This window comes from Paenibacillus sedimenti (genome assembly GCF_014534655.1).
In the GTDB taxonomy this organism is placed as follows: Bacteria; Bacillota; Bacilli; order Paenibacillales; family NBRC-103111; genus Paenibacillus_E; species Paenibacillus_E sedimenti.
On the sequence record NZ_JACVVD010000013.1, the window covers coordinates 1 to 24661 of the forward strand.

The window sequence follows — 24661 nt, forward strand, 5'->3', positions numbered from 1 at the left end:
ACGCCGCCAGCGTTCGTCCTGAGCCAGGATCAAACTCTCCAAAAAGGATGAATCTGAATAGCTCATTTAAAGCTGACGAGATTGTTAATCTCTTAAAGTTTAGAGTCGATTGCTCGACTTGCTTCTTCACTCGTTGTTCAGTTTTCAAAGAACAATTTCTTTCGTTTTCCGACTCGCTCTCGCGGCCGGATTTACAATGTACCACAGTTTCGACATCAATTGCAAGCTGTTTTTTCTTGGAATTTTTTGTCGACTTCTGCGAGATCACATCATAGCATATGTTGCTGATCGAATGCAAATCCTATTCTCTAGCGATCATGTACTCGTTCGGAGCAACGAGAGATAATGTACCACGATCCAAAAACAATTTCAATACCTTTTATAAATGTTCTACAATTCCAACTGTTCCGATTGTTCTGCATCCTAACGTGTAGATTTAATATTCAATTGTAATAATCGGGGTGCCCGCAGTTAAACGCCATAAACCTGTTGTAGATTCCTGATGAAGAGCTATTTGCAAATTTACGGTTTGATTACCGCTTTTAATAGAAGAATGGAACTGATCCGCAGCAAGCGACACACTTACCGTTTTGGTATCGGTATAGCTTTCCACGATTTTGCCTCTATATTCTTGTACTAATGATTCTATTAGTTCCACCGTGTTTGTTTGACCAGATAATACATAACCTTGGACCATGATATTCCATTCGCCTTTAATTCCTAAATCCGCAAGTCGATTCCCTTTTTCCTCTTGCCATTTGACCAATTTGGCCGGATCCGATGCCTGAGATGCATCCAGTTGCAGTATCATATAGCATGCGGATTGCCCTTGCGGACTTGCAACCGTTAGTGTGGCGACTGTACCAGGTACAACCTCTACTTTTTCCTTATATATAGAATGTGAATTTGTTTCGCTCAACGTTTCCGCCCGAGGAAGCCCAAAAGCTTCTGATAATCTCTTACCTGCTTGCAGCAACTGTTCCTCAGTTCCGCCGCATGTGCCGTAATACCCTGTATACTTCAAGGTGATCTGATATTCATTCACCATATAAGGCTTTATGCTGTTTAAAAGCCGCGGCGTATCTTCCCCACCCCGAGCATCGACATGACGGACCCACCCAAAAATAATACCTGTGATTGAAATCCATATTATAGATAAGAGCCAAAACTTTTGCATATAAAACAGCACCTCTCATTAGATAGAAATCTTCAACTCTAGTAAAAAGGATGCCCAAATCTAGTAATTGTTAAACTGCCTCATAAGGGAGTCACAGTTTCCGTGTCTTCGGGGATCGTATGTTTTAAAAAAAGCAAAGAGAATGAGATATAGATATGTATAACCTTTAAAATTTATATTTACAGGTTATGCATTTGCATGTATATTGAGTTTATAACCACTAATATTAATTTTAAAGGTTATAGTAACTGAAAGGAATGATGTCCATGAACATTCAAAAGCTTCCTTGGGCTGGTATTCGCGTACAATTCGAAACGACAAGCATCGTAATTGATCCATTGTTTCATTTTCCAAGCAAGTTTGGTCAACCACATGAACCGATGGTGCCGCTTAGCGATTTGGGAGCCATCGATGCTGTATTGATTACTCACCACCATGGAGATCATTTTGATCCCGAAGCATTAGCGATGTTTTATGGCAAGGATATCCCTGTACATATGCCTTCAGAATCTTTGGAGATCATAGGTGAAACCAAATTGACTAACGTAAACGGAGTCAGCATCGGCCAAACAATCCAAGTGGGAGCTCTAACGGCAACAGCCACCTACTCCGTAGATGGTATAGGCGACCCTCAAATCGCATGGATCGTACAGGGCGGCGATAAAAAAATGATCCATTGCGGAGACACTCTATGGCATGGATACTGGTGGAGAATAGCCAAATCATACGGGCCTTTTGATGCGGTCTGCTTGCCGGTCAACGGCGCAGTTCTCGAATTACCGGGCATGACACCCAGCGGACAGCCGATCTCCTTAACGCCGGAGCAAGCAGCGTCGGCCGCGGTTATTTTGGGGGCTGGCACTTGGATTCCTATTCATTATGGCGTGATTCATCATCCGCCTATTTACCGCCAAACGCCAGATTTGTTCGATCGTCTACAAGCGGCCGCGCAAGATAGAGTCAACCTGACATTGTTAAACACGAAGGAAAGCATTACACTATGAAAATAATCCCATCTTCATAGAAAATCAGGAGTTGATCTGCATTGGACACTCCCCCTTACCTCTTAGGCGGAAGTACATGGTTGAACTTGGTCAATACCCTTTACCTGCAAAATAAAGAAAAACATGATGCTCTGACTGATTCTGCATCGACCCTGCAATGGCTGCACGCTAATCAGTTGATTCGCGAACCATATGATGTTTTAGGAGCAGAAACCCTTCTTGAAGTTCGTGTTGAACTTGCTTCTCTTCGTGACCTTTGCAAAGAGATTCTAATCGATCTTGATATGGGCAATGAGCTTGCAGCGGAGACATTTATTAAGTTGAAAGCACGCGCTCAGAGCTTATCCATCCAAATTCATGCAACGGTTTCTGAAGGGAAGTTCACCCTTAATTATGAAGGAAAGAGTGCGGTTGATCATATGCTGTACATGATCATTCGTTCAATCTTCGATACTTTAGATACTTACACGCCCGATCGAATTCGAAAATGCGAACATGAAGACTGCATCCTTCATTTCGTCGATACATCCAAAAGCGGCAAAAGACGATGGTGCAGTATGGAAGCTTGCGGAAACCGCCATAAAGCAGCCGAGTTTTACGCAAAGAAGAAACTGAAGAAGTCAATGCTTTGAAAAAAGCCTAATCGCGCAGCGCAATTGCAAATAGCCGCTGCCGGATTAGGCTTTTTTTATAATGGGGATTTCATGTTGGCAAAGGCGTGCTGATGAAGAGCGCATTGGGCATGGGTGCCCTGTTGATAGCAGCGGTCCTTTGGGGCATGTTCGTTGCTCCTAAAGCATCCGTCGTCATTGCCGAACCGTATCGGCTGGTCGTCGAACTCGCAATTTTTGCGAGTGCATTTGCTGTACTTCATGTATCTGGCCAAAAGCCGCAACAAGAAACCCACCTAACCATTCGCTGGAATCGCGGTGGCAGATGGGCTTTTTTTCATTGATTGGACAGACGTTTATTTATTGCGTAAATACCAGTAGGCAGCTGATCGTTAGCGCCAATATCGATAACATCCGTTGCATCGAAATCGCTCAACCTTTGCAAGTTGGTTCCAGTGGCAAGTCCTTCTATTTCGGTTACGTCAAAAGATACAAACCTGTTTGCAAGCACCATGTTAAGCATCGTCAAAACATGGGCATCCCTATCAAACCAGCTTACGGTGAAGGTCTCTCCCTTCTCTGTTTTCGCCTCCGCGTACTGTTGAGTTATCGTAAGATCGTATTCTTTCTCCAGACGCATGAGACTCACGGCCGAAAACGGCTTATTAAAAGTAACCGCAAAAGGAATTTGCGAATCGGAAGGGGCTGTTTTCAATAAAAGTGCCGCATCTTTTTTATAGGTTTCCAGCTGCTCTTTGGTCTGAATACTTGCGTAGCTTTTTACTTTTTTATTTTTGGTCAGCAACGACTCCGCTCGGCCGTTTAAATTTTCACTGTCGAAAGGAACAACCGGATAATTTACACGAGATTCCATTATAGCGGCTTGCTTCCAATCGGCACTCACAATCTGATCTGCAGGCGATATCAAATCATTGACACTTCCATCCCCCGGTTGAGCGAATCGCTGCAAGGACTGTAATGAAACATTAGGATTATCTTGCTGCTGACCGATGAATTCCCATGCCGTAAAGAACGTCTAAGATTTATCTGACTGAAGTTTGGAGGCGTCCAGCACCGTAACCTTAGTCTCAATCCCCCTGTCGTCATCGATCAGCTTTCTATTAAATTTGGCACCTGGTAAATCTGTCAGCATGAGTCTAGGCTGCAATGCATCAGACCGGTCTGAAACGAATTTCAGAGCAGGGACAAAAAATTGCCGATTCGTAAAGTTAATTTGGTCAGAACTCCATTTGATATTCGCGGTAGAGGATAAGAACTTATCTTTTAACCTTGATGTTTTAAATTCTCCTTCAGACGGGTAATCCCAATTAGCAGAATCTTGATTGGTAAACTCAATCTCATTCGCACTTGCAGTAGTGCTGATCAATAAATTAACGGCAAGAAAAAACAGACCTAGTGTCTTTTTGCTCATCCTTCCACTCCCCTCCTTCTAAATTTTAACATTATTTTCCTGAAGGTACAAGAAATGAGTGATTAAGAACCGTTCTACACATAATTTCCCATAATGTTACGAAGCGTTGCGTTCTATCTGGAGCCGGCGGAGACTGATGACGATGCCGATCGGAAGGAAGCCATCGCCTAGCCAGGCAGACGAAAAAGCGGTTGAGCACGATAGTCTGAACTATCGGTACTCAACCACTTTTTTTGTTTATCCGTAAGGTCCGGCTTAAGCTTTTACTTTCGCTTTAATCTCTTCAAGCGGCTTGTGATTGCCGTACTTCGGATACTCGCGCGTAGAAGGAGCAGCCCAATGCACAGCGTTGCTGATCACACGACGGACTTGCTCATTGTAGTAAGTGCGGTATGTCTCGTGTCCCGGACGGAAGTAGAAGATTTTGCCTTGACCGCGCGTGAATGTACAGCCGCTGCGGAATACTTCGCCGCCTTCGAACCAGCTCACCATGATCAGCTCATCCGGCTGAGGAATGTCGAAGTGCTCGCCGTACATTTCCTCGGCTTCCAGCTCGATGTATTCGCCAATGCCTTCTACGATCGGATGGCCTGGGGATACGACCCAGATGCGCTCTTTCTCGTCGGCTTCGCGCCATTTGAGGTCGCAGGACGTGCCCATCAGTTTTTTGAACACTTTGGAGAAATGTCCGGAGTGCAGCACGATAAGCCCCATGCCATGCAGTACGCGTTGTTGAACACGATTTACGATCTCATCCTGCACTTCGTCGTGTGCTTTATGTCCCCACCAGATTAAAACATCGGTGTTATTCAACACTTCTTCGGTCAGACCGTGCTCAGCGTCATCCAATATCGCATAAGTAACTTCAACGGCACCATCCAAGCCCTCGCCGATGGCAGTATGGATGCCTTGCGGATAAGCGGCGCGTACGATTTCGCTTTCTTTTTCATGACGGAATTCATTCCATACAGTAACTCTAAGCTTCTGACTCATGTTCGTTTCCCTCCAAATAAGAGCGTATTCATTTATACCTCGAGTATAGTCACTTCCCCTGCAAAAAAAAATGCATGATCCTGCCCACTTCTTATTCGAAAGTGTCCTTCACATTCGAACAGTGTTATACTTATTGTTGATAGATCTTACTCGGATGCAGATATCATTTATTCAAAAATGTCCTTTCCGATAGCGAGGTATACGCTTCTATGGATGCTTTACACAGCTCTTCTACCGAAATCGTTAATGAAGAAGTCATTTATCAGAACCCTCTGCTTTTTTTGAAAATATGGGAAATAAGTATTGACGCCCCGACTTGCGGCATCCACGATCCTTGGTATTGGCATTATCACAAGCAGGTTGAATTTCTCGTCGTGATAGAGGGTCGCCTCGGCATTCAAACCAAGGACAACTACACCGTGATGGAACCCGGCGATGTCATGGTTCTCGGCTCCTCCCAACCGCACCGCACGCATAAACACTCGATCGAGCCGCTTAGACAAATCGTATTCCAAATTGACTTGACTCAGCATTTTGACCTGGGGACGATGCCTTACCTGCATTGCTTCTCGGAGCTGACCCACCCGCTTGAGCAATTTAACGAGCTGTTTCGCGGGAATGAGCCGGTCAAGCATGCTGCATACGGTCTCATTATGGATATTTACGAGGAATCACAATCCCGAAAGCTAGGGTATGAGCTGGCCATTAGCGCAGCGATCAAGAATTTATTGCTGCTTATGCTCCGTAACGACAATCGTGATTTATCGGCATTAGCCGAAGAGACCGGACTTTCCCGGCTGCGTCCGGCGCTCGATTATGTGGATCTGCATCTCAGCGACAAAATCGCGGTGGAAGACGTATGCAGCTTACTGAATCTGAGCTACCACTACTTCATTAAGTATTTTAAAAAAGTGATGGGCATGTCTTTCGTCGATTACGTGAATTACAAGCGGATCAAAAAAGCTGAGCGCCTCCTTCTCACCGGAGACCTCAGCATTATGGAAGTTAGCTTTGAGGTGGGCATTCTGAACATGGCGCAGTTCTATAAGCTGTTCAAGCGCCACAATCAGTGCTCGCCCAAAGAGTTCAAGCAGCGCATGCGAAGTCAGACAAGCTTGGCGCCTGTGCTTGCGCAGGCGGATTAACGCGCCTCAGGAAAGCGGCGTGCAAAGATCCGTAAGCCATCAAGGTAAGAACCCTTGCTGGCTCACAAACACCCGCTCCTGCGGAAAATACCGCAGGAGCTGTTCGTGCACGCGCGCGTACGCATCACGACTGTACCAGTCGCTCAGCCCTAGCGCGTCATAGATCGAGCGCACGCCGATGCGTTCCGTGCGCTTGCCTTTGCTGCCATCGCCCATGAAATAGTCGTCGATGCACACCCGATCCACGATGCCGGCCAGCCGCTCGGCGAACTGCTCCGAGCAGGGCAGCACAGGCGCAATCGTGGCCTGCACCGGAATGCCGCGAGCGGTAAGCTCGCGCAGTGCCCGAAGACGCGCCGGTATCGGCGGCGCGGCCGGGGTGAACGCCCGGCGGACGTCCTCGCGGTCCGTCTCTACCGTCATGCTGACTCGCACGCGCGGTCCGAGCAGCTCCAGCAAATCCATATCGCGCGTAACGAGCGGACTGCGCGTCTGCACGAACAAAAAGTCAGGCGGTTGCGCCGCCATGACTTCCAGAAGCGAGCGGGTAAGCCGCTCCGCGTACTCCATAGGTTGATAAGGATCCGTGCTCGATGACATGAAGATCGTCACGGGTCCTTTGCGCTTTGCTTTGACCAGCTCGCGTTCCAATAGAGCAGCTGCGTTTTCTTTTACATCAACCCAGCCTCCCCATTCCCCATCATGAAACAGCGCCACCGGCATCTGCCGCACATAACAATACGAGCACGCGAACGCACAGCCTGAGTAAGGATTTAACGTATGCGTATAACCTTGAAGAAAGCCGCTGGCCTTATTTAATAGCTGCTTGGCCGACTTTCTCGTTACTTTTGGCTGCACGACGTCCCTCCAATGATAGCAAGCTCTCTTTATTCTGCAGTCCGCCTCTGTAACCGGTTAGTGAACCATTCTTCCCTAGGACGCGGTGACATGGAACGACAATCAAAACCGGATTTGCGCCAATCGCAGTGCCTACGGCGCGTACGGCTTTGATTTTATCCAGCTTGTGAGCGATTTCCGAGTAACTGCTGGTTTGCCCGTGAGGAATACTTTGAAGCGCCTGCCAGATCGTCATTTGAAATGGTGTACCTCTTAGATCCAGAGAAAGGGTGAATACGGGGCGCTGTCCGCTTAAGTACTCCTTGATTTGCACAATATAAGGCTCTAGAAAATCCTGATCGCGCACCAATTCATGCCCTGGAGCATACTTTCGTATCCATTTCAGCAGATCCGACCATACCTCATCCTCCATATATTGGGCCGGTGAACTGTTCAAAAACTGCAGGTAACATAATCCCTGATCCGATGCCGCCAGGAGCAAATCCCATATATCCACATGGACAACCGTCCAGTAGATAGGGTTTTGTGTTCTGGTTTGCATTCTCCATCCCTCCTCGGTTATGGTTATCGTGTCTGACCCGCACGCCCATACGCATGGCGGAACTCCGTTGGGGTCAAACCGGTTTTTTTCTGAAATAATGTAGCAAAATGGGCTGCGCTGGGTATCCCTACCTGAATGGCAATGGCATTCATCGCCAAGTCTGTCTCTGTAAGAAGCTGTTTTGCAGCGTCGATTCGAAGTTGTTGGAGATACGTTAGCGGTGTGAAGCCCATTAAACGCTTGAAAGTGCGCTGCAGATGATAGACACTAGCATAAAAATGATCTGCCAGAACAGCTAGCGTCAACGGCTCTGCATAATTCTCTTCGATATGCTGCGTGATGTGCTGCACCCATTCCTCGTCAGGCAATCTCGCTCCATCGGGACGGCATCTTTTGCAAGGGCGGTAGCTTGCAGATATGGCATCCTGCTTATTCACGAAGATGCGAACATGCTCTTTGTTCGGAAGCTTGGATTTGCACGATGGCCTGCAGAAAATGCCTGTTGTTTTCACCGCATAAAAAAACTTGCCGTCATATCGGGAATCATTTTCGACAATGGCTTTCCAAAACTCACCTGTCATTTTCTGCTCTCCTTCCTATCAACCCGTCGTCTTTCTACACCCTCAGTATACCCAAACAAGAACGCACTTGTAAGAGATCGGGAATGAGAAAGCAAGAATACGAAAGTCCATTTCAGCGATAATGAAGGAAAGATTCTTTGTACCAACGCATGAAAAAATGGAATAAAGGAGAATCAAAGATGCAGGATCAACACCTTTTTGACCTTTCTATGATCGAGTGGCACGAGCGGACACGCTGCCTGACTTTGCAGCTTCCCAAGCCATTTAGCTACGAGCAAAATCTAGTTTATCTCTCCCGCTCCACCAATGAATGCCTATTCCATGTGGATAACTCCTATATCTATAAACTGCTGCGGATTGTGGATAAAGACGTGCTGATCGCTATCAACAGTGAGGATAATCGGGTGCTGTGTATCCGCTTTGTGAATATGGAGGATGTGGGCGATACAACCGACGACCTGCTTGACGCAGTAGCACGCTATGTGTGGGAATGGTTCGATCTGGGCAGAGACCTGACCCCATTCTATGCGCTCGCAGCAAACGACCGGCTGCTCAGTCAAGTAACGAAGAGCTTCTACGGACTACGTCTTATGGGCATTCCGGATTTGTTTGAAGCGATGAGCTGGGGAATTATCGGGCAGCAGATTAATCTGACTTTTGCTTACACGTTAAAAAGACGCCTTGTCGAAGCCTTCGGCACCCGACTGGAATGGGAGGGCCGGACTTATTGGTCATTCCCTACGCCCGAGCGTATTGCAGAGCTTACCCCTGAAGACTTAACGGCGCTGCAATTTACAGAAAAAAAAGCGGAATATCTCATCGGCGTTGCTAAATTGATGGCAGAGGGTACGCTTACCAAAGAGAAATTACTTGCTCTGCATGATCTCCAGGCCATGGAAAAAGAATTAGTGCGCATTCGAGGCATAGGTCCTTGGACCGCTAATTATGTACTGATGCGCTGTTTGCGGGATCCCGCTGCCTTTCCGATAGCCGATGTCGGACTGCATAATGCGCTAAAGCATGCGATGGGGCTGGAAGACAAGCCATCGCTGGAGGAAATTCGGCAGCTTGCTGCTAAGTGGTCGGGATGGGAGGCTTATGCTACTTTTTATTTGTGGAGGATTCTTTATTAATCATTTGGCGCAACAATATGTTATGTCCATGTTATATTTATTTCGTAATTTATATGATTTTCGGCATGTTTTTATAAATAATCGTTATTTGTTAATCGCGTTGAGTTAGATTATATTACATTTAGATAGAGAGAAGGTCGTGAACAATAGGAAAATAGAGGAGGACAATACTTATGATACAAATCCGGCGTTATTCCCCGCTCGATCATGACGATGTCTGGAGAATTCACTTATTAGTCATTTCCGAGGCGAATGTAGAGCCCACCCATCAGCATTACCACGATATCCTTAACATTCCCGAGCAATACTTACATACAGGCGGAGAATTTCTTGTAGGTATCGGCGATAATGGCGTTGTGTTTGCCATGGGAGGATTGAAGATTATCTCGGAGGGAAAAGCGGAAATCAAACGGCTCCGTGTCCATCCCAGCTTCCAGAAAAAAGGCTATGGTCAATTGATTTTATCCAAATTAGAGCTAAGAGCCCAAGAACTCGGCATCCAGCATCTCATCCTCGATACACTTTCGAATCAATACGGAGCTCAAAAACTTTTCGAGAAAAATGGATACAAGCAGCAAGGCCCGGCAATTATCGACGGTTTTAACGTTGTTTTGTATGAGAAAAAGCTTGCGTAAACGAACACGCAAAAAGGTTGCCCCTAGGTCTGTATAAGACCGGTCGGGACAACCTTTTTATCATTGTCATGGCGTGGCAATCGGTGCTGGCGTAGCAGCCGCTTGGCTCGAGTCCGCCTTCGCTCTTAGCTTCGCTCCACCCAGATGCGAACCACCTTTGCGCTGAACGAATTGCTTCAACTCGTCGGCCATACTATCCTTCAATTTGGCGATCAGTTGATCTTCCGTAATCCCCTTCTCTTGGGCGATTTCCGCGAGGGATTTCCCGGCTTTTTGCTGTGTGGCCAGCTCCTCTTCGGTGATGCCAAGAATGTTAGCTATGGCTTCGTGATTCCCCCGTGCTCCATGACCCAGGGTACCGCTCCGATGCTGCGGTTTACCATGGAAATCCCCGACTTTCGGTTTAGCCTCGATCATTTTTTTCAGACGTTCCGCCAAACCGGCCTTATGCTTATCAGCTTGCTCCTGCGTGATTTTGCCGGCGCTGAGCGCTTCATCAATCTTTTTCGTATGGGCTGCGGTCAGCTTTTGAAGCAGCGCCTCTTCCGTCAATCCGGCCTTTTCCTGGGCGATCTGAGCTGGCGTCTTCCCTTGTTTGATCTCTTCCTTCAACGCAGCCTGGTCAATCCCCAGGATTGCAGCTAAATCCATGCCGCCTTTGCCGAACTCAAATCCGCCATGAAATTTTTCAAAGCCTTTGTGAATTTTATCTTTATGTATAACAGAAGTTGGTGCGGGTGTTGCTGCGCTTGTCTCATTGGCGAACACCTGATTATACTGCAGAACAAGTCCGCCTCCGATCAATACGCCCGCCGCCAGCGTACCCGTAAGAATTTTTTTGTGAAGGGCCTTCATCATGCAATTCCACCTTTATTATGGATTGTTTTTACACAGTTTCAGTATAGGCAGCAATTGTGAAAAAACTTTGAAGGCCAGCTTAACGTTACATAAATTTATCCTTAATCCGGTTTATGTCCGCGTGTCATGAGGATGAAGCAAAGAATAGCGCCTACTTCCATCAGGGCGATCACAATACCAAGCGGAACCGCGGTTTGGCTGCCTCCGATGCCGACAAGCGGGGCGACAATGCCTCCTACGATAAAAGAAAGCAAGCCCAGCAATGCGGCAGCGCTGCCTGCTGATTTGCCTTGGCTTTGCAGAGCGAGCGATGAGGTGGCCGTGGACACTAGACCTACACTTGAGACGATGAAAAAGAAGGCCGGAAGGATCACAGATAACCCGCCGCCTGTAAGCGTTGCTGCGAGCAGCAGAAGCCCTCCGAAAGCGGCGATTGCGAGACCTGCGACGAGAATTCGGCGCTCGCTCACTCTGCCCGCCAGTTTGCCGGCGATTTGGCTGGCGATAATGATGCCAATTCCGTTAACTGCAAAGCACACGCTGTACATCTGAGGCGAGACTCCGAAAATGTCCTGCAGCACGAACGGCGACCCGGATATGTACGCGAACATGGCGGCGAATACGAGTCCCTGCGTTAGCGCATAACCCATGAACATCCGGTCCGTCAGCAGACCCCGGAATGTCTTGAGCGTGTTACTAAGCCCGCCTTTAAGCCGACGCTCGGCAGGCAGTGTTTCTTTAAGCCCGAGTACGACAGCGAATAGCATGATGACGCCGATCAGACTTAATACGACGAAGACGCCGTGCCATGTCGTCACCTGCAAGATTTGCCCGCCTACAATTGGCGCCAGAATCGGCGCCGCACCGTTCACCAGCATCAGAAGCGCGAAAAACTTGGTCAGCTCCACGCCGGAATACAAGTCTCGGACGATCGCCCGCGAGATCACAATGCCCGCTGCGCCGGCAAGCCCTTGGATGAAGCGCAAGCCAAGGAACATCCAGATGGAGGACGAGAACACGCAGAGCAGCGAGGAAATCGCATAGATGACGAGTCCGATCAGCAAGGGGATTCGTCGCCCCCGCACATCGCTGATGGAACCGGCTGCGAGCTGACCGAGCGATAGGCCGAGCATACAGGCGGTAAGGCTCATTTGCGCCAGCGAGGTTGTTGTGTGAAGGTCTTGGGCCAGGATGGGCAGCGCAGGCAAGTACATATCGAGCGATAGCGGACCGAAAGCGGCCAGCGAACCGAGCACCATGGCGATCCATAGTCGGCGTGAACGGCTTAGTGAAGTGCTCGCTTCGGGAGCGGCGCTGTTGCTATTTTTCATGTGCATCACTGTCTTTCTGTTATGTATTAGGCCATGTCATTCTTCCAATTAGTTGTTACGACAATTATTACATCTAGGCTAACACCGGCCCCAAGTTTTTGTCTAGATGAAGTTGTGCGTGGGTAAAAGCTACTAGTCAGATGGGGCTCCCTTCCGCTATAATGAGTGAAACGACGAAGAACGTCCCTATTCATCTTGCCGATGAGTTAGGGACGTTTTGTTATTTTTATACGTAGGAGTTGAGTGATATGAGCTATCAGGAAGCGCATCAAGTCTTCATCCAATCTCATATAAACCGGAGATCGGGTGAACGCAGAGGTCGGCTGGAACGCGGACATCAGCATGCTGAAATGCTGTTTTTACAGCAGGTATGGTATCCGCTTTACGGCCATTTTGATGATTTACACCCTGAATACGAAGTACTAGATTTACGAGGGCGTCCGTATTTTGGCGATTTTGCTTATTTACCCGGCGACTTAAAATTTATCTGGGAAATAAAAGGTTACGGCCCCCATGTGCTGGATATGGACCGCAAACGTTACTGCGACGAATTGAATCGCGAAACATTCCTGCAGGCGTTAGGCTATCGCGTCGTTTCCTTCGCTTATGATGATGTGGCTTACCGTCCAGAGCTATGCATAACGTTGCTGCGTATGCTGTTGAGTCGCTATCAACCTTCTCCATCCCCCGCTAGCGTTGCTCTTATTGCTGAGAAAGAGGTCGTGCGGCTGCACCTCAAGCTAGCCAGACCCATACGCCCTAAAGACGTCGAGGAACATTTCAGCGTTCATCATCGCACAGCAGTCAGGCTGCTCCATTCCTTAGTTGATAAAGGCTGGCTCCGCCCAGTACTCCGCGGCAAAGGCATCAAAATTGTGCAATATGAGCTTGCTCGAGGCGTGCTGGATTATTTCGATTGAAGCTACTCTTCTGCGATGGATACTCCCAGAGAAAGTGATAATATGCTTTGTTGCGGAAATAATCATGCAAAATGTGCCTTTTTTTTCTAGCGATAAGCGTTTGGTTGGCCGTAATCCTGCTAAAAATGCTGTTAAATCGGCCCAATTGCCTATGCATGGCCAATTTTGAAGAATTTACAGGCATTAAACGCATGTAAACGACCCATTTTGACGAAAACTCGCAATTTTACGGCACTTTTTGCTGTTAGGCGCCAGTGGAGGTTAGGAGACGGTAAATTTGCAGTTAGGTGCACCAATGGAGGTTGGGAGACGATACATTTGCATTTAGGTGTTCCAATGGAGGTTGGGAGACGATACATTTGCAGTTAGGCGTGCCAATGGACGTTGGGAGACGGTAATTTGCATTTAGGTGTGCCAATGGAGGTTGGGAGACGGTAAATTTGCAGTTAAGTGCACCAATGGAGGTTGGGAAAATGGCACTTTTTGCAGTTAGGTGCGTCAACGGAGGTTCAGAGGGAGCGGCTATGTCACGAAAAAAAGCCCTCACTCACTCCCATCTGGAGCGGTGAAGGCTTAAATAAGCTTACTTCGCTACATTAACCGTAATCTTCTCGCTGCTCGTTACGCCGGCGGCGTTCACGAGCTCAGCTACGTACTCATACACGCCAACCGTTCTGCCGGAAATCTCCGATACCGCGCTTTGCGCATTAGGCGTTGCAGCGGTCAAACTTTTCGTGTCGATCAACTGACCGTTCTCGTACAAGCGATACTCGGTTGCGTTGGTACCCCACCACATGTTCATCGTCACCTTGTAGTTGCCGTCGCCGTCCCAGTTATCTTGCGACAATACCGGTTTGCCCGGCGCAGCGTCGGTTACGTTTACGACAAGCGGACTGCTTGTTGTCGTTCCGAAAACGTTCGTCAATTCCGCCGTATACGTATACGTTCCGTTTGCCTTGCCTTTGACGTCGAATTTCGCGACTTGAGCGGAAGGCGAAGCGTCGGTCAAGCTTTGCGTGCTGACCAGGACGCCATTTTCATACAACTTGAACAAGGTACCGTTGTTCCCCCACCACATGTTCATTGTAACTGTGTAATTGCCGTCCTGAAGTCCGCTTTGTCCGTTATTGCCGGACAATACCGGTTCGCCGGGAACGCCCGCAGCGAGCGGCTTTTTCACAGTAATAACTACAGAATTAGATCCTACCGTAACACCGTTCAATGTCACGCTTGCCATTACTTGTGCAGTACCTTCGGCTACGGCAGTTACGTTGCCTTGAGCATCTACAGTAGCTACCGCACTATTGCTGGTGCTGTAAACAACAGTCGCATTACTTAAATCAGCCTGACTGCCGTTGCTCAGTGTACCGCTCAGACGAGTCGCTGTATTTTCACCGATTTGCAAGGTTGTGATATCAGCCGAGAGTGCGGCTTGGGCTAATACAACACTTGCCTTCACTTGAAAAGTAAAGCTTTGCTCCGATTTATTATCCGCAGCATCTGCCACACTATATTGTACCGTATGAGCGCCCAGCCCAAGATCGGAAGCTTTCAGCGCTTGACCGCTGCTGATCACATTACCGTCCAGCGTTAATGTTTGCGACGCAACACCGGAAACCGCATCGGAACTTGCCAAATCAAATTGCAATGAGTCGGCATCCGTTACATCACCAATCGCGTGCCCCGATTGCGTCAAAGTCACGATTGGCGCAGTTTTATCCAACTTCACCTGCAAGGACTTCGCTACCTCGGCATTGCCTGCAGCATCCGTAGAGAAATACGAAATTGTATTCGTTCCTTCTGTGGAAACCACCACCGGCGCCGTATAAGCAGCTTCCGCCCCACCGCCAATGGCATATTTCGTTATAACAGCATCCTCACGGTCATCCGATGCCGTCAATGTAACCGATACATCCTGGTTGAACCAACCTTGGCCGTTCGCACTACCTGACAATGCAGCCGTAGTTACGGGCGCTGTCGTATCCGCAGGCACCGCAAAATCGCTCAATCCTCTTGGTTTCAGTTGGAATACGCCTCTGAAAATAGCGGAGACCCCTTTGATGTTAACGGTTTGTCCCTCTTGGTACGGGAAGGCGCTTTGCGTTAAGCCCGTGCGCGCATCTACACGAATATGATTGCTTACCGAGCCGTTCACCGCATCAAATTCGAAAGAACCTGTAGGTGAAGCGCTAATCAAGTTGCTGATCGTTACATGGCTTAGCTCGACCAGTTGACCTTGGTTCTCGTACGTGATAGCAGTCACAGGAATCGCCGCCGGAAGCGCGGACGTACCCGTTTTCGTGATTTCAACCGGATCCGTCAATTCGAGCTCCGTATTAAATACCGCCGTTGGCGCTGTAATCTTAATCGTGTCGCCCAGATGGAAGCCGCTCAAGCTTTGGAACACGTAAATGCCGCCCGTCGCATCCTGCAAATAGAAAGCTTGTCCGCCAAATGATCCAGGCTCGGTCGTCACAACACCCTCTACCGTCACTAGCGTACCTGTCGATTTGCTGCGAGCTTCAGCGATGGTGATTTTCGCCGGGATCGGATTTTGCTCTTCCGGCAACGGCTCGGCCGGAACGTTCCCAAGGGTTACCGATTGGGTTTTCAGGTTCGTACCGTTTTGGCGCAGACGAAGGTTCGCCGCAGCCGTAGTGCCCGGTTTGATGCGGACCGTCAAATCCTTATAGGCATGGCCTTTGGAATCCGATGTCAAACTGAACGCGGTACTATAGCCTTCCGTAGCCGGCCATGTTCCGTCGGCGTTCTGAATCTTGGCAATTTGAGCGCCGCCGCTAACTAAATAAATACCCGTTTGATAGCCCGAAACTGTCGTATTGGCCGGCAAGTTGTCAATGACGACACGGATTTGGAAATCCTGTGCATTCGGCAATACGGCTTGATGCACGAAGCTGTATACGGCACTGGCCGTCGCAGCGGGACCACCGTACGAACCCGGCTTGAACGTACTGCGGTCGTACCATAAGTAGCCGGCATTCGGTGCCGCCCATGGCTCAGGCTTCGGTTCCGTAGAAGTAGCCGGTTCTTCAAAGGGCAGCAGTGCTGTCGGTTGATCCAACTGCAAGCCGCTGACCTCAGTGAGGCTCGTGTAGCTCTCTTTTTTCGATAACCAGTTCACCATGTTAACCAGCAGTTTACCATCGTCAACTTCTTTAAATCCGTCATAAGTCGTCTTCTTTGCACCTGTATCTTCACGCAAATATTTCGGTGTCGCATCCTCGACCGGCGAGGAATCGCCGATAAAGGCGGCTTTACCCGCTCCTGCTTTGGAAACTGCAACGTATGGGCCTTCAGCGACGCCTCCGCCATTATAGACGCCCTGATCTACCGCATTCGGCCATGCCTCATTGGTTTGCGGCAAGTAGACAATGCCTTTGGCCTTCGTCGGATCAATGATCGCGAGCGTAGAGCCTGCATGCATGGCAACGCCGGATACGCCGTTCGTAATGTCGAACGCTTGATCCGGCGTTACGATTTGATTCGCTGTAATATCGCCAAGCGCATTATAACGGAATCTGACGCCGAACTGCGTTGCCAGCCAGTCCGTGCTCGCAACATCCTGCATCGCTGAGGAAGCGATCTCTTCGGCGCTCATCCCTTGTACCGGATTCGTCCAGGCGCCACGGCGGTAACCATTGAATACTTCGGAGCCGTCCCAACGATTTTTGTTGCGGTCCGCATTATAGTGGTCGCCGATGAAGAAAATACTGCCGCCGCCTTGCACGTATTGCGCCATGGCCGCTTGCTCGCTTGTTTTATAAGGAACGTTCGCTTCCGCAACAACAAACACATCATAGCCGCTCAGATCACTCAGCGTGATTGGCGTTGTTTTACGAAGTTCTTTCACATAATAGCCATTATTCGCTAGCGCATTGGCAAAATCGGAGAACCCTCCGTCAATGACCCAATCCGCTGCACCGGCTGTTTGTTCATGTGTATTATCAAAAAGCACCTTTTTGCCGGCGTTCTCATTTATTACTTTGGCTTCGATGAACGGCGCCGGATCCGTCGGCCCCTCCGCCATTACCGCTTGCCAACTGCTTGTAGCCAGAACTTGCAACGGTAACGCAACAGTTAAAGCAAGTGCAGATTTCAATAACTTAGCTTTCCAACTTGCCATGAATCCCATGAATATCCTCCTTTGTTATAAAAGACTATCAATCTAGCGCATCTTATTCTACCAAAAATATACAAATAAAAGTGATATTTATTTGTAAATAGATGAAGTTTATGAAAAGCACCAATGGGTTTGGCAGAGTCGACAATATTTTGTATCATTTAAAGCAGTATGGATACAATAGTCCCCAGAAACACAAAGAAGGAGCGAATTTTATGGACTGGTTTTCAGAAACCGAATATCCATTCGCCATGTTTTCTCCGCAACATTTATTTCCGCTTGCCGTAATTGCTCTGCTGGTTCTCCTGTTATACCGGTTTAAAAAATCTCTTCGTCTGAACGTCAGCAAACAAATTATCAGGTTCGGGCTTAGCGCAATTCTTATTCTCTTTGAACTCTTACTTTACGGCTGGTATTTTTATCACGAGCAATTCGCCTGGGATTATTCCCTCCCCCTCCAGTTGTGCAGCATTAGTTACCTCCTAACCATTCTTATGCTCCTTTTCCCTTCCTATCGGCTGTATGAATTTCTATACTTCGCAGGCATCGGAGGAGCTGTTCAAGCCTTGCTGACACCTGCAGCGATCCTGTCCGGATTCCCTCATTTCACCTACTTTTACTTTTTTGTCGGTCACGGCGCCATTGTATGGGTTGCTTTATACATGACCTGGGTTCACGGCTATCGGCCGACATGGCATTCGATCTGGAGAGTGCTTCTAATGATGAACGGTCTATTGGCCGTCATCATACCGATCAATTGGATCACAGGAGGAAACTACCTTTTCGTCGCGGAAAAGCCCGCCGGGGATACGCTGCTCAATTACTTGGGTCCTTGGCCATGGTATTTGTTATCCCTTGAAGCGGTGATGGTGGTTATCTTCATTCTCATGTATCTGCCCTTTCATTTTGGCAAGTCCAGTAAATCTGAGTAATGAAACCCGAGTGGTGCGGACTCCAAAATAAAATGAACCGCTGCTGACACCAAGGCGCCCGCAGCGGTTCCACTAAAGAAAACTATAGCTTGAATTTTTGGATTTCATCCAGCAAATGTCCGGCACTTTGCGACAGTTTCTCCGAAAGTTCGGAGATTTTCAAAATAGTGGCAGTTTGCTCTTGTGTAGACGAAGCTACTTCCTCTGTCGCTGCCGCACTTTCCTCCACGACCGCCGCCACATTAGCCATCAAACTCGATATCTTGCATGCATTCTCAGATAATTCTGCTGCGGATTTCGGGACCTCCTGAATTTGCGTAACGATGCCTTCAATGGATTGCTTGATCTGCTCAAAAGACGCTTTCGTTTCTCCTACAGCGGCCTCTTGTTTCTCAACGACTTCCTTGGCCATCGTCCGTAAAAAAGCCTAACCAGGCACCCAACGGGCAACTAGCTAAGCTTTTTTCTCTCAAAAACTGTTCATTTCTTAATCGGATAGTCAATCACGACAACACTATCAAGGATACCGTCCAGCATTTTCACAAACTGTTGGTGCACAGGGTGCGGTCCATATTGGCGCAACGCCTCCTGATCCTCAAAAGTTACTCGCAGTCCTAGCGTAAAGCCGTGAATATTGTCCGTCTCTTCGGTTACATTCACGCCCGCTGTTAGTTCAACAATCCCAGGAATCTGATTTTTAAAAGCCAACAACGTTTCCACAAGCTGACTTTCCTGCTGCGGGGTATAGTTTGCATTGAATTTAAATGAAACGAGATGCTCGAACATAGGCAGTTTGCTCCTATCCTTTGTTATCCGCGGGAAATACGAGCCCCACTTGTCGTCTGGCCTCGGTCATGATTCCCGCAACGACCGTGGAGGTCGCATGGGAGTTCGTGCGGGATTCAAGCGTTCCGCTCTTAATCAAGCGAATGAATTCCGCTGCCTCATACATCATTGTTCTCGTCGATTGAGGCCGGGTTAAATCCTCTACAACACCACCCCGATAGCGGATCTCCACTTTCTCCGGCTCGTTGATTTTATCGATGACCATCGTCCCGTTCTCACCCTGAATCTCTGTAGGCGCATAGGAGCTGGTAATTTTCGAATGCATGATGATTGCATCCATGTCCTTGTATCCTAGAAGCAAACTGCCTTCCCCGTCTATTCCGGATTCCAGCAGGATAGCGTTAGCTTGAATACGATCCGGCTTGCCGAACAGCACAGCAAGGGGGTAAATGCAATAAATGCCAAGATCCATTAAAGAACCGTTAGAAAAAACGGGATTAAACGCATTGAGCACCGTTCCCTGCTTATAAGCATCATATCGCGAAGAATATTGGCAATAGCTCGCAAAATAACGGCGGACCGGCCCAATTTTATGCAGGTTATCTTGAATGGCTTGGAAATTAGGCATGAGTGTCGATTTCAAAGCTTCCATGAATACGACATTATTTTGTTCAGCAGTTGCTACCATGGCCGCAAGCTCTCGAGCGTTAGACGCCGCGGGCTTCTCGCACAACACGTGCTTGCCGTGATTCATGCAAAGCACCGCCTGCTCGGCGTGAAGAGAGTTCGGACTGGCGATATACACGGCATCGAATTCACCGCTTCTCACGAAAGTTTCCAAGTCCGTGAACTGATGAGGAATTTCAAACTTCGCTGCAAATTCCCGTGCTTTGTCCTCGGTTCTGGAGTATACAGCTGTGAGCGCGAACTCCCCTGTTTCCTTAGCTGCTTCAATGAATGTTTCTGTAATCCAATTCGTTCCGATGATGCCAAAACGTATCATAGCTTCTCCTTAATGCGCTTTTTTTCTTATTTTACTATAGCATGTTTCGTCAATGCGAATACACCGACATCAAGGATAGCTCTTCGGCATGATCAATATCTAACAATAATCTGATCCCGCTTGGGACCGGTAGAAACCCAGCGTATCGGCACTCCGATTAATCGTTCAATGTATTGGATATAGTTTTGAGCCTCTTTAGGGAGCTCATGAAAGGATTGAACCTGTGTAATATCACACTTCCATCCAGGAAGCATGTCATACACAGGCTCGGACTGAGCCAATTGCTGCGTATTCGGAAAATGCACGGTGTTTTCATCACCGATTCGGTAAGCCGTACAAACAGGGATCTCTTCCAAATAGCCGAGAACATCAAGATTGGTTAAAGCCACCTCTGTCGCTCCTTGAATTTCGCAGCCATACCTTGTTGCGACGGCATCAAACCAACCGACTCTCCTTGGACGCCCGGTCGTCGCGCCAAATTCCCCAGCGTCTCCTCCGCGTTTACGCAGCTCATCCGCAGCTTCAGCATGAATTTCGGTCACGAACGGCCCTTGCCCGACACAACTTGAGTATGCCTTCGTCACCGCTACAACTTGTTTGATGGCATGGGGAGGAACTCCCGCTCCAATAGCAGCAAATCCGGCGATCGTGGACGAAGAGGTCGTATAGGGATATATGCCGTGATCCGGATCCCGCAATGCCCCCAACTGTCCTTCAACCAATATTGACTCTCCATCGGCCAAGGCCTTATGCAAGAGCTCAGTTGTATTACAGATATAAGGCTTTAACAATTCTGCTTGCTCTTGTAAATCATCCAACAATTGCTCAGGCTCTATGGTCGCTTGATGATATAAATGCTTAAGCAGCACATTCTTCGATTCAAGCGAAGCTTTCAACTTTGATCTCAGATGCGTTTCGTCGAACAAGTCCGCAACCTGAATACCAAGCTTCGCATATTTATCCGAGTAAAACGGCGCAATGCCTTGCTTGGTCGAACCGAACTTGCGATCTCCGAGCCGCTGCTCTTCCAATTCGTCAAACCGAATGTGATAAGGAAGCACCACCTGTGCCCGATCGGAAATGCATAGCGCGGGTTCCGGCACTCCCCTTTCCGCCAGTTCATGGAGCTCGCTGAACAGTTGACTCACATTCAAGGCAACGCCAGGCCCAATCACATTGGTAACCCCGAGGTAAAAAACGCCGGACGGCAGCAAATGCAAAGCAAACTTGCCATAGTGATTAATGATCGTATGGCCTGCATTGCTTCCTCCCTGATATCGAACCACATACTTAGAGTTGGCGGCAAGCACATCGGTTATTTTCCCCTTGCCCTCATCGCCCCAATTGGCACCCACAATAGCCGTAACCGTCATATCCGCACTCTCCTCATCCACTTGGAATTCCAATCTAAAACCAAGTATAATGAAGTCGGACACATTAAAAAAATTAATATTAATAATAACTGGCATAAATCACATTAATGGCTAGCAGGTGAACCTAATGATCCATAACATGGAGCTGTATCAGGTATTTTATATCACAGCTAAAGCGGGAAGCTTGTCCAAAGCGGCTGAAGAACTGTACATTACCCAACCGGCCGTTACCCATTCGATTAAGCAATTGGAGGCTAAGCTTGGCGGTCAGCTGTTTGTCCGAACACCGAAAGGCGTCATACTGACGACTGAAGGCCAGACACTTTTCACGTATATTGAGCAGGCCTATCATTTTATACTTAATGGGGAACGCAAGATCTCCGAAATGCACCAACTGACGGACGGGGAGGTAAAAATCGGAGCAGGCGATACGCTGTGCAAACACTATCTATTACCGCATCTGAAAACGTTCCACGAGTCTTTTCCAAAAATAAAAATTCAAGTAACCAACCGGACAACCGCCGAAACGATCACGCTGCTCAAAGAGGGGAAAATCGATATCGGCATCGTGAATCTCCCCATATCCGACCATCAAATCGAAGTTCAAGAAAGCATTGCGATCCATGATTGTTTCATAACCGGAGAAACGTATAAGCATTTATCTGAAAAACCGATTTCGTTAGAAGACGTGCTGAGGCATCCCGTTATCCTTCTCGAAAAAGGAAGCAGCACCCGCGCTTACCTGGATCAATTCGCCTCTGAGCAAGGGCTGGCTTTCATGCCGGAGATCGAACTCGGAAGTGTGGATCTCCTGGTTGAATTTGCACGCAACGGGTTCGGCATCGCCGGTGTGATTAAAGAGTTTATCAAGCAAGAACTTGACGATCATTCATTGTATGAAATTCAACTTAACAAGCCCATACCCCCGAGAAAAGTCGGGATAATTAAGCTGAAAAGCACTCCTTTATCCGCCGCAGCGAGACGTTTCTACGAAACGTTATCATAAGATGCATAGATCACACGTTAGCATAAGATACTTGCAGGCCTTCCAGCGCACTTACGTGATGGTGCTTGGTTTCCAAAATGGCCGTTAAGGTATGCAAAGCGCCTTCCTTCAGTTGGTTGGACTTGGCATTCTTCTTCAACTCATTCAGAATCGTCCGGTTGACGATGACTTCCATCAGCTGGCTTTTGAGCTCCGCCGCGTTTCTCGCTTCGATCGCAGCGCCGACACCGACCAGAAAAGCCGCATTATCCTGCTCTTGGCCGGGAATCGGTTTGTACAGCATCATCGGCAGCTCCAACGCAAGCGCTTCCGATACCGTCAGCCCGCCAGGCTTCGTCACGATCAAATCGGACAGCGCCATCAGCTCGTGGATATGATCCACAAAGCCGGTTATGACCACGCGGTGACGGGTTTTATCCCCGCCAAACTCCTCTTCAAGTCTCATCTTCAACTTCTCATTGCGTCCGCATACGAAAATAAACTGCACCGGAGAAGTCAGATCATCCGATTGAAGCACAGATTTGAATTGTTTGCCGATCAAGCCGTGCCCGCCACCCATGACCAGTACGGTCGGCAGCATACGATCCAGCCCGTATTTATCGCGCAGCTCCACACGGTCATACGTTTGCGTGAAGGTCAGCCTGATCGGAATGCCCGTTACCACGATGCGGTTCTCCGGTATGCGGTATCGCAGCAGCGCTTTTTTCACATGTTCAGCCCCAACCAGATAACGATCCGTACAAGGGTGAACCCAGTAACTGTGATCGGTATAATCGGTCATTACGGTAACTGTAGGGACGGTCGTTAAGCCGTTGCATTTCAAATAGGACATCGCCGCGGCAGCCCCCGGGAACGTGCTGACGACCTCGGTCGGATTATATTCGTGCAGCAGCTCCAGCATGCGGTCGGTACTGAACGATTTCATCCGTTTGAACCAATGGGAGAACGTATTGTCATCCCGTGTCTTACGGTATAAGTACCCATAGACCGACGGAAGGCTTTTCATCCACTGCATGTAACAGTACTTGCCCACCGAGTGCAAATAGGGATGCGTCCATTCCAAAAAGTCGACGACTTTCACTTCCACATCCGGGCGATAGAATCGTGCCGCCTCGAGTATCGCTTGTGCAGCTTTATTATGACCATCCCCTAACGCGCCGGTCAGGATTAAAATTTTCTCTCTGCGAATCATCTTTCAAGACCCCCTTCAATTTGACCCCGCTGCATGCCGGCAGCTAATGGTTTAACGAACCAACCCTTACGCACTCTATTCACGACGTAAATGACACCTTCTGCAACCAACACCGCACCAATGATATCCAAGAGAACATGCTGTTTCATAAATTGGGTCGAAGCAATAATGAGCAGCGACAACAGGGTTACGATTGACGTGTATATGCGAGAAATATGAGCTGTGCTCAGATAAGCTTTCATCATTAAGTAAGAAGTCAGCACATGCGTGCTGGGAAAACAATTAAACGGTTGATCGTTATTGTACACCCACTGCACCATTCGCATCATCCAGTCATCTCCACCGATTGCAGGGCGTGGAACATGAGTCTGGTAAACGGCATAAACCCCATAGCACAGAAGAAGACCGATGATGAATTGCAGCAGCGTCTTGTAGTAGGTTTGACGATCCTTGTATGCCAGGTACATGAAGCCGGCCAGCAGGAAAACATACCAAGATACGTACGGCACCACGAAAATTTTCAGAAAAGGGATTTGCCGGTCCAAATCCGTAACCAAGCTATAATACCGCTCTCCCCCATGGTTCAAATACACATAGATGAGACCCACTAACGGGATCGATAGTAATGCGCTGCATGCCAGCAGATAAGAAATGAATGATTCCTTTTTCATTGCAACTCCTCGCTCTCCATTTCGTTATATTCATCTTAAAACAGAATGACTTCGGTCAAAACGCACTTTGGTAGTGTCTTCCTTTAGCCAAAGGTCTTGAGAAAACCTAGACCAAAGGCTAAGTTCTAAATGAAAAAAAGCTCACACATTAAGGTGCAAGCTTTCCAGTAGCAACGATTTTCGGAGCTACGGCATTGATTTTCTCATTTGACCGTAAATAGAAGCACATCCTGTTCGTTCACGAAAGTCAAACCGAGAGAGGCAACTTTGCGCTAAAAGAATTGTTCAGATGTGGATAACTCACCCTGTGGATATGTGTATAATCGAGCTGATGGATT

At 48.2% G+C, this 24661-nt stretch carries 24 protein-coding genes and 1 pseudogene; 9 read left to right on the top strand and 16 right to left on the bottom strand.

The window, feature by feature from the left end:
- Positions 1-436: 436 nt before the first annotated feature.
- Positions 437-1177, bottom strand: coding sequence for a YwmB family TATA-box binding protein (locus tag ICC18_RS27060; RefSeq protein WP_188177560.1), 741 nt, complete (start codon positions 1175-1177; stop codon positions 437-439).
- Between the two features lie 266 nt (positions 1178-1443).
- On the opposite strand from ICC18_RS27060, the gene ICC18_RS27065 reads away from it, so the two are divergent.
- From ICC18_RS27065 to ICC18_RS27075, 3 genes and pseudogenes are all read left to right on the top strand, one after another.
- A complete protein-coding gene (locus ICC18_RS27065; protein WP_188177561.1) occupies positions 1444-2181 on the top strand; it encodes an MBL fold metallo-hydrolase in 738 nt (245 codons plus the stop codon).
- Positions 2182-2261: 80 nt separating this feature from the next.
- On the top strand, positions 2262-2813 hold the full coding sequence (locus ICC18_RS27070) for a CGNR zinc finger domain-containing protein (protein WP_223192907.1): 552 nt from the start codon (positions 2262-2264) through the stop codon (positions 2811-2813).
- A gap of 74 nt (positions 2814-2887) precedes the next feature.
- A pseudogene (locus tag ICC18_RS27075) lies at positions 2888-3136 on the top strand (YrdB family protein); the annotation flags it as partial.
- On the opposite strand, the gene ICC18_RS27080 reads toward ICC18_RS27075, so the two are convergent.
- The 3 genes from ICC18_RS27080 to ICC18_RS27090 form a co-directional block, all read right to left on the bottom strand.
- Positions 3130-3666 carry a hypothetical protein gene (locus tag ICC18_RS27080; RefSeq protein ID WP_188177564.1) on the bottom strand — a complete coding sequence of 179 codons (537 nt, stop codon included), beginning with the start codon at positions 3664-3666 and terminating at the stop codon, positions 3130-3132. The pseudogene ICC18_RS27075 and the gene ICC18_RS27080 sit on opposite strands and share 7 nt — an antisense overlap.
- A 162-nt stretch (positions 3667-3828) precedes the next feature.
- Positions 3829-4224 (bottom strand): hypothetical protein, encoded by a 396-nt coding sequence (locus ICC18_RS27085; protein ID WP_188177565.1) that lies wholly within the window; start codon positions 4222-4224, stop codon positions 3829-3831.
- Positions 4225-4479: 255 nt separating this feature from the next.
- A complete protein-coding gene (locus tag ICC18_RS27090; protein ID WP_188177566.1) occupies positions 4480-5217 on the bottom strand; it encodes a ThuA domain-containing protein in 738 nt (245 codons plus the stop codon).
- Positions 5218-5426: 209 nt separating this feature from the next.
- Between ICC18_RS27090 and ICC18_RS27095 the strand changes: the two genes are divergently transcribed.
- Positions 5427-6362 carry an AraC family transcriptional regulator gene (locus ICC18_RS27095; RefSeq protein ID WP_188177567.1) on the top strand — a complete coding sequence of 312 codons (936 nt, stop codon included), beginning with the start codon at positions 5427-5429 and terminating at the stop codon, positions 6360-6362.
- Between the two features lie 39 nt (positions 6363-6401).
- On the opposite strand, the gene ICC18_RS27100 is transcribed toward ICC18_RS27095, so the two are convergent.
- The 3 genes from ICC18_RS27100 to ICC18_RS27110 are packed head-to-tail and all read right to left on the bottom strand — an operon-like array spanning position 6402 to position 8342.
- Complete coding sequence (locus ICC18_RS27100; RefSeq protein ID WP_188177568.1) at positions 6402-7220, bottom strand: SPL family radical SAM protein; 819 nt, start codon at positions 7218-7220, stop codon at positions 6402-6404.
- Positions 7174-7761: a methylated-DNA--[protein]-cysteine S-methyltransferase gene (locus ICC18_RS27105; protein ID WP_188177569.1), complete on the bottom strand. Its 588-nt coding sequence runs from the start codon at positions 7759-7761 to the stop codon at positions 7174-7176. Before ICC18_RS27105 ends, ICC18_RS27100 begins: the two co-directional genes overlap by 47 nt.
- A 23-nt stretch (positions 7762-7784) precedes the next feature.
- The gene (locus ICC18_RS27110) at positions 7785-8342 is read right to left on the bottom strand and encodes a bifunctional transcriptional activator/DNA repair enzyme AdaA (protein WP_188177570.1); all 558 of its coding nucleotides are present in this window, start codon (positions 8340-8342) and stop codon (positions 7785-7787) included.
- Positions 8343-8521: 179 nt separating this feature from the next.
- Between ICC18_RS27110 and ICC18_RS27115 the strand changes: the two genes are divergently transcribed.
- Both ICC18_RS27115 and ICC18_RS27120 read left to right on the top strand, forming a co-directional pair.
- Positions 8522-9475, top strand: a complete 954-nt coding sequence (locus ICC18_RS27115) for a DNA-3-methyladenine glycosylase family protein (protein ID WP_282559213.1) — start codon at positions 8522-8524, stop codon at positions 9473-9475.
- Positions 9476-9648: 173 nt separating this feature from the next.
- On the top strand, positions 9649-10110 hold the full coding sequence (locus tag ICC18_RS27120; protein WP_188177571.1) for a GNAT family N-acetyltransferase: 462 nt from the start codon (positions 9649-9651) through the stop codon (positions 10108-10110).
- Between the two features lie 66 nt (positions 10111-10176).
- On the opposite strand, the gene ICC18_RS27125 is transcribed toward ICC18_RS27120, so the two are convergent.
- Together ICC18_RS27125 and ICC18_RS27130 are read right to left on the bottom strand one after the other, a co-directional pair.
- Positions 10177-10968, bottom strand: coding sequence for a hypothetical protein (locus ICC18_RS27125; protein WP_188177572.1), 792 nt, complete (start codon positions 10966-10968; stop codon positions 10177-10179).
- A gap of 101 nt (positions 10969-11069) precedes the next feature.
- Positions 11070-12299 (bottom strand): multidrug effflux MFS transporter, encoded by a 1230-nt coding sequence (locus tag ICC18_RS27130; protein WP_188177675.1) that lies wholly within the window; start codon positions 12297-12299, stop codon positions 11070-11072.
- Between the two features lie 248 nt (positions 12300-12547).
- Here ICC18_RS27130 and ICC18_RS27135 point away from each other — a divergent pair, with 248 nt between their 5' ends.
- On the top strand, positions 12548-13219 hold the full coding sequence (locus tag ICC18_RS27135; RefSeq protein ID WP_188177573.1) for a hypothetical protein: 672 nt from the start codon (positions 12548-12550) through the stop codon (positions 13217-13219).
- 583 nt (positions 13220-13802) lie between these two features.
- Here ICC18_RS27135 and ICC18_RS27140 read toward each other — a convergent pair.
- Positions 13803-17363, bottom strand: a complete 3561-nt coding sequence (locus ICC18_RS27140; RefSeq protein WP_188177676.1) for an OmpL47-type beta-barrel domain-containing protein — start codon at positions 17361-17363, stop codon at positions 13803-13805.
- A gap of 212 nt (positions 17364-17575) precedes the next feature.
- Here ICC18_RS27140 and ICC18_RS27145 point away from each other — a divergent pair, with 212 nt between their 5' ends.
- Positions 17576-18292 carry a YwaF family protein gene (locus tag ICC18_RS27145; RefSeq protein ID WP_188177574.1) on the top strand — a complete coding sequence of 239 codons (717 nt, stop codon included), beginning with the start codon at positions 17576-17578 and terminating at the stop codon, positions 18290-18292.
- Positions 18293-18374: 82 nt separating this feature from the next.
- Here ICC18_RS27145 and ICC18_RS27150 read toward each other — a convergent pair whose 3' ends face one another.
- From ICC18_RS27150 to ICC18_RS27165, 4 genes are all read right to left on the bottom strand, one after another.
- Entirely contained in the window at positions 18375-18704 is a 330-nt protein-coding gene (locus tag ICC18_RS27150) for a methyl-accepting chemotaxis protein (RefSeq protein ID WP_188177575.1), read from the bottom strand.
- Positions 18705-18772: 68 nt separating this feature from the next.
- Positions 18773-19078, bottom strand: coding sequence for a Dabb family protein (locus ICC18_RS27155; protein ID WP_223192910.1), 306 nt, complete (start codon positions 19076-19078; stop codon positions 18773-18775).
- Positions 19079-19091: 13 nt separating this feature from the next.
- Positions 19092-20081 (bottom strand): Gfo/Idh/MocA family protein, encoded by a 990-nt coding sequence (locus ICC18_RS27160; protein WP_188177576.1) that lies wholly within the window; start codon positions 20079-20081, stop codon positions 19092-19094.
- Positions 20082-20173: 92 nt separating this feature from the next.
- Positions 20174-21454: an adenylosuccinate synthase gene (locus ICC18_RS27165; protein WP_188177577.1), complete on the bottom strand. Its 1281-nt coding sequence runs from the start codon at positions 21452-21454 to the stop codon at positions 20174-20176.
- A gap of 127 nt (positions 21455-21581) precedes the next feature.
- Here ICC18_RS27165 and ICC18_RS27170 point away from each other — a divergent pair, with 127 nt between their 5' ends.
- Positions 21582-22460 carry a LysR family transcriptional regulator gene (locus ICC18_RS27170; protein ID WP_188177578.1) on the top strand — a complete coding sequence of 293 codons (879 nt, stop codon included), beginning with the start codon at positions 21582-21584 and terminating at the stop codon, positions 22458-22460.
- Between the two features lie 10 nt (positions 22461-22470).
- Here ICC18_RS27170 and ICC18_RS27175 read toward each other — a convergent pair whose 3' ends face one another.
- Both ICC18_RS27175 and ICC18_RS27180 read right to left on the bottom strand, forming a co-directional pair.
- Positions 22471-23652 carry an MGDG synthase family glycosyltransferase gene (locus ICC18_RS27175; RefSeq protein WP_188177579.1) on the bottom strand — a complete coding sequence of 394 codons (1182 nt, stop codon included), beginning with the start codon at positions 23650-23652 and terminating at the stop codon, positions 22471-22473.
- On the bottom strand, positions 23649-24323 hold the full coding sequence (locus ICC18_RS27180) for a phosphatase PAP2 family protein (protein ID WP_188177580.1): 675 nt from the start codon (positions 24321-24323) through the stop codon (positions 23649-23651). The genes ICC18_RS27175 and ICC18_RS27180 overlap by 4 nt, the downstream gene beginning before the upstream one ends.
- Positions 24324-24661 lie beyond the last annotated feature (338 nt).

Coding starts and splice junctions, on each gene's coding strand:
- ICC18_RS27155 (WP_223192910.1), bottom strand. CDS start 19,078: ATGTTCGAGCATCTCGTTTCATTTAAATTCAATGCAAACTATACCCCG.
- ICC18_RS27095 (WP_188177567.1), top strand. CDS start 5,427: ATGGATGCTTTACACAGCTCTTCTACCGAAATCGTTAATGAAGAAGTC.
- ICC18_RS27175 (WP_188177579.1), bottom strand. CDS start 23,652: ATGATTCGCAGAGAGAAAATTTTAATCCTGACCGGCGCGTTAGGGGAT.
- ICC18_RS27145 (WP_188177574.1), top strand. CDS start 17,576: ATGGACTGGTTTTCAGAAACCGAATATCCATTCGCCATGTTTTCTCCG.
- ICC18_RS27170 (WP_188177578.1), top strand. CDS start 21,582: ATGATCCATAACATGGAGCTGTATCAGGTATTTTATATCACAGCTAAA.
- ICC18_RS27165 (WP_188177577.1), bottom strand. CDS start 21,454: ATGACGGTTACGGCTATTGTGGGTGCCAATTGGGGCGATGAGGGCAAG.
- ICC18_RS27065 (WP_188177561.1), top strand. CDS start 1,444: ATGAACATTCAAAAGCTTCCTTGGGCTGGTATTCGCGTACAATTCGAA.
- ICC18_RS27135 (WP_188177573.1), top strand. CDS start 12,548: ATGAGCTATCAGGAAGCGCATCAAGTCTTCATCCAATCTCATATAAAC.
- ICC18_RS27090 (WP_188177566.1), bottom strand. CDS start 5,217: ATGAGTCAGAAGCTTAGAGTTACTGTATGGAATGAATTCCGTCATGAA.
- ICC18_RS27105 (WP_188177569.1), bottom strand. CDS start 7,761: ATGCAAACCAGAACACAAAACCCTATCTACTGGACGGTTGTCCATGTG.
- ICC18_RS27060 (WP_188177560.1), bottom strand. CDS start 1,177: ATGCAAAAGTTTTGGCTCTTATCTATAATATGGATTTCAATCACAGGT.
- ICC18_RS27110 (WP_188177570.1), bottom strand. CDS start 8,342: ATGACAGGTGAGTTTTGGAAAGCCATTGTCGAAAATGATTCCCGATAT.
- ICC18_RS27085 (WP_188177565.1), bottom strand. CDS start 4,224: ATGAGCAAAAAGACACTAGGTCTGTTTTTTCTTGCCGTTAATTTATTG.
- ICC18_RS27125 (WP_188177572.1), bottom strand. CDS start 10,968: ATGATGAAGGCCCTTCACAAAAAAATTCTTACGGGTACGCTGGCGGCG.
- ICC18_RS27130 (WP_188177675.1), bottom strand. CDS start 12,299: ATGAAAAATAGCAACAGCGCCGCTCCCGAAGCGAGCACTTCACTAAGC.
- ICC18_RS27160 (WP_188177576.1), bottom strand. CDS start 20,081: ATGATACGTTTTGGCATCATCGGAACGAATTGGATTACAGAAACATTC.
- ICC18_RS27080 (WP_188177564.1), bottom strand. CDS start 3,666: ATGGAATCTCGTGTAAATTATCCGGTTGTTCCTTTCGACAGTGAAAAT.
- ICC18_RS27115 (WP_282559213.1), top strand. CDS start 8,522: ATGCAGGATCAACACCTTTTTGACCTTTCTATGATCGAGTGGCACGAG.
- ICC18_RS27150 (WP_188177575.1), bottom strand. CDS start 18,704: ATGGCCAAGGAAGTCGTTGAGAAACAAGAGGCCGCTGTAGGAGAAACG.
- ICC18_RS27120 (WP_188177571.1), top strand. CDS start 9,649: ATGATACAAATCCGGCGTTATTCCCCGCTCGATCATGACGATGTCTGG.
- ICC18_RS27180 (WP_188177580.1), bottom strand. CDS start 24,323: ATGAAAAAGGAATCATTCATTTCTTATCTGCTGGCATGCAGCGCATTA.
- ICC18_RS27140 (WP_188177676.1), bottom strand. CDS start 17,363: ATGGCAAGTTGGAAAGCTAAGTTATTGAAATCTGCACTTGCTTTAACT.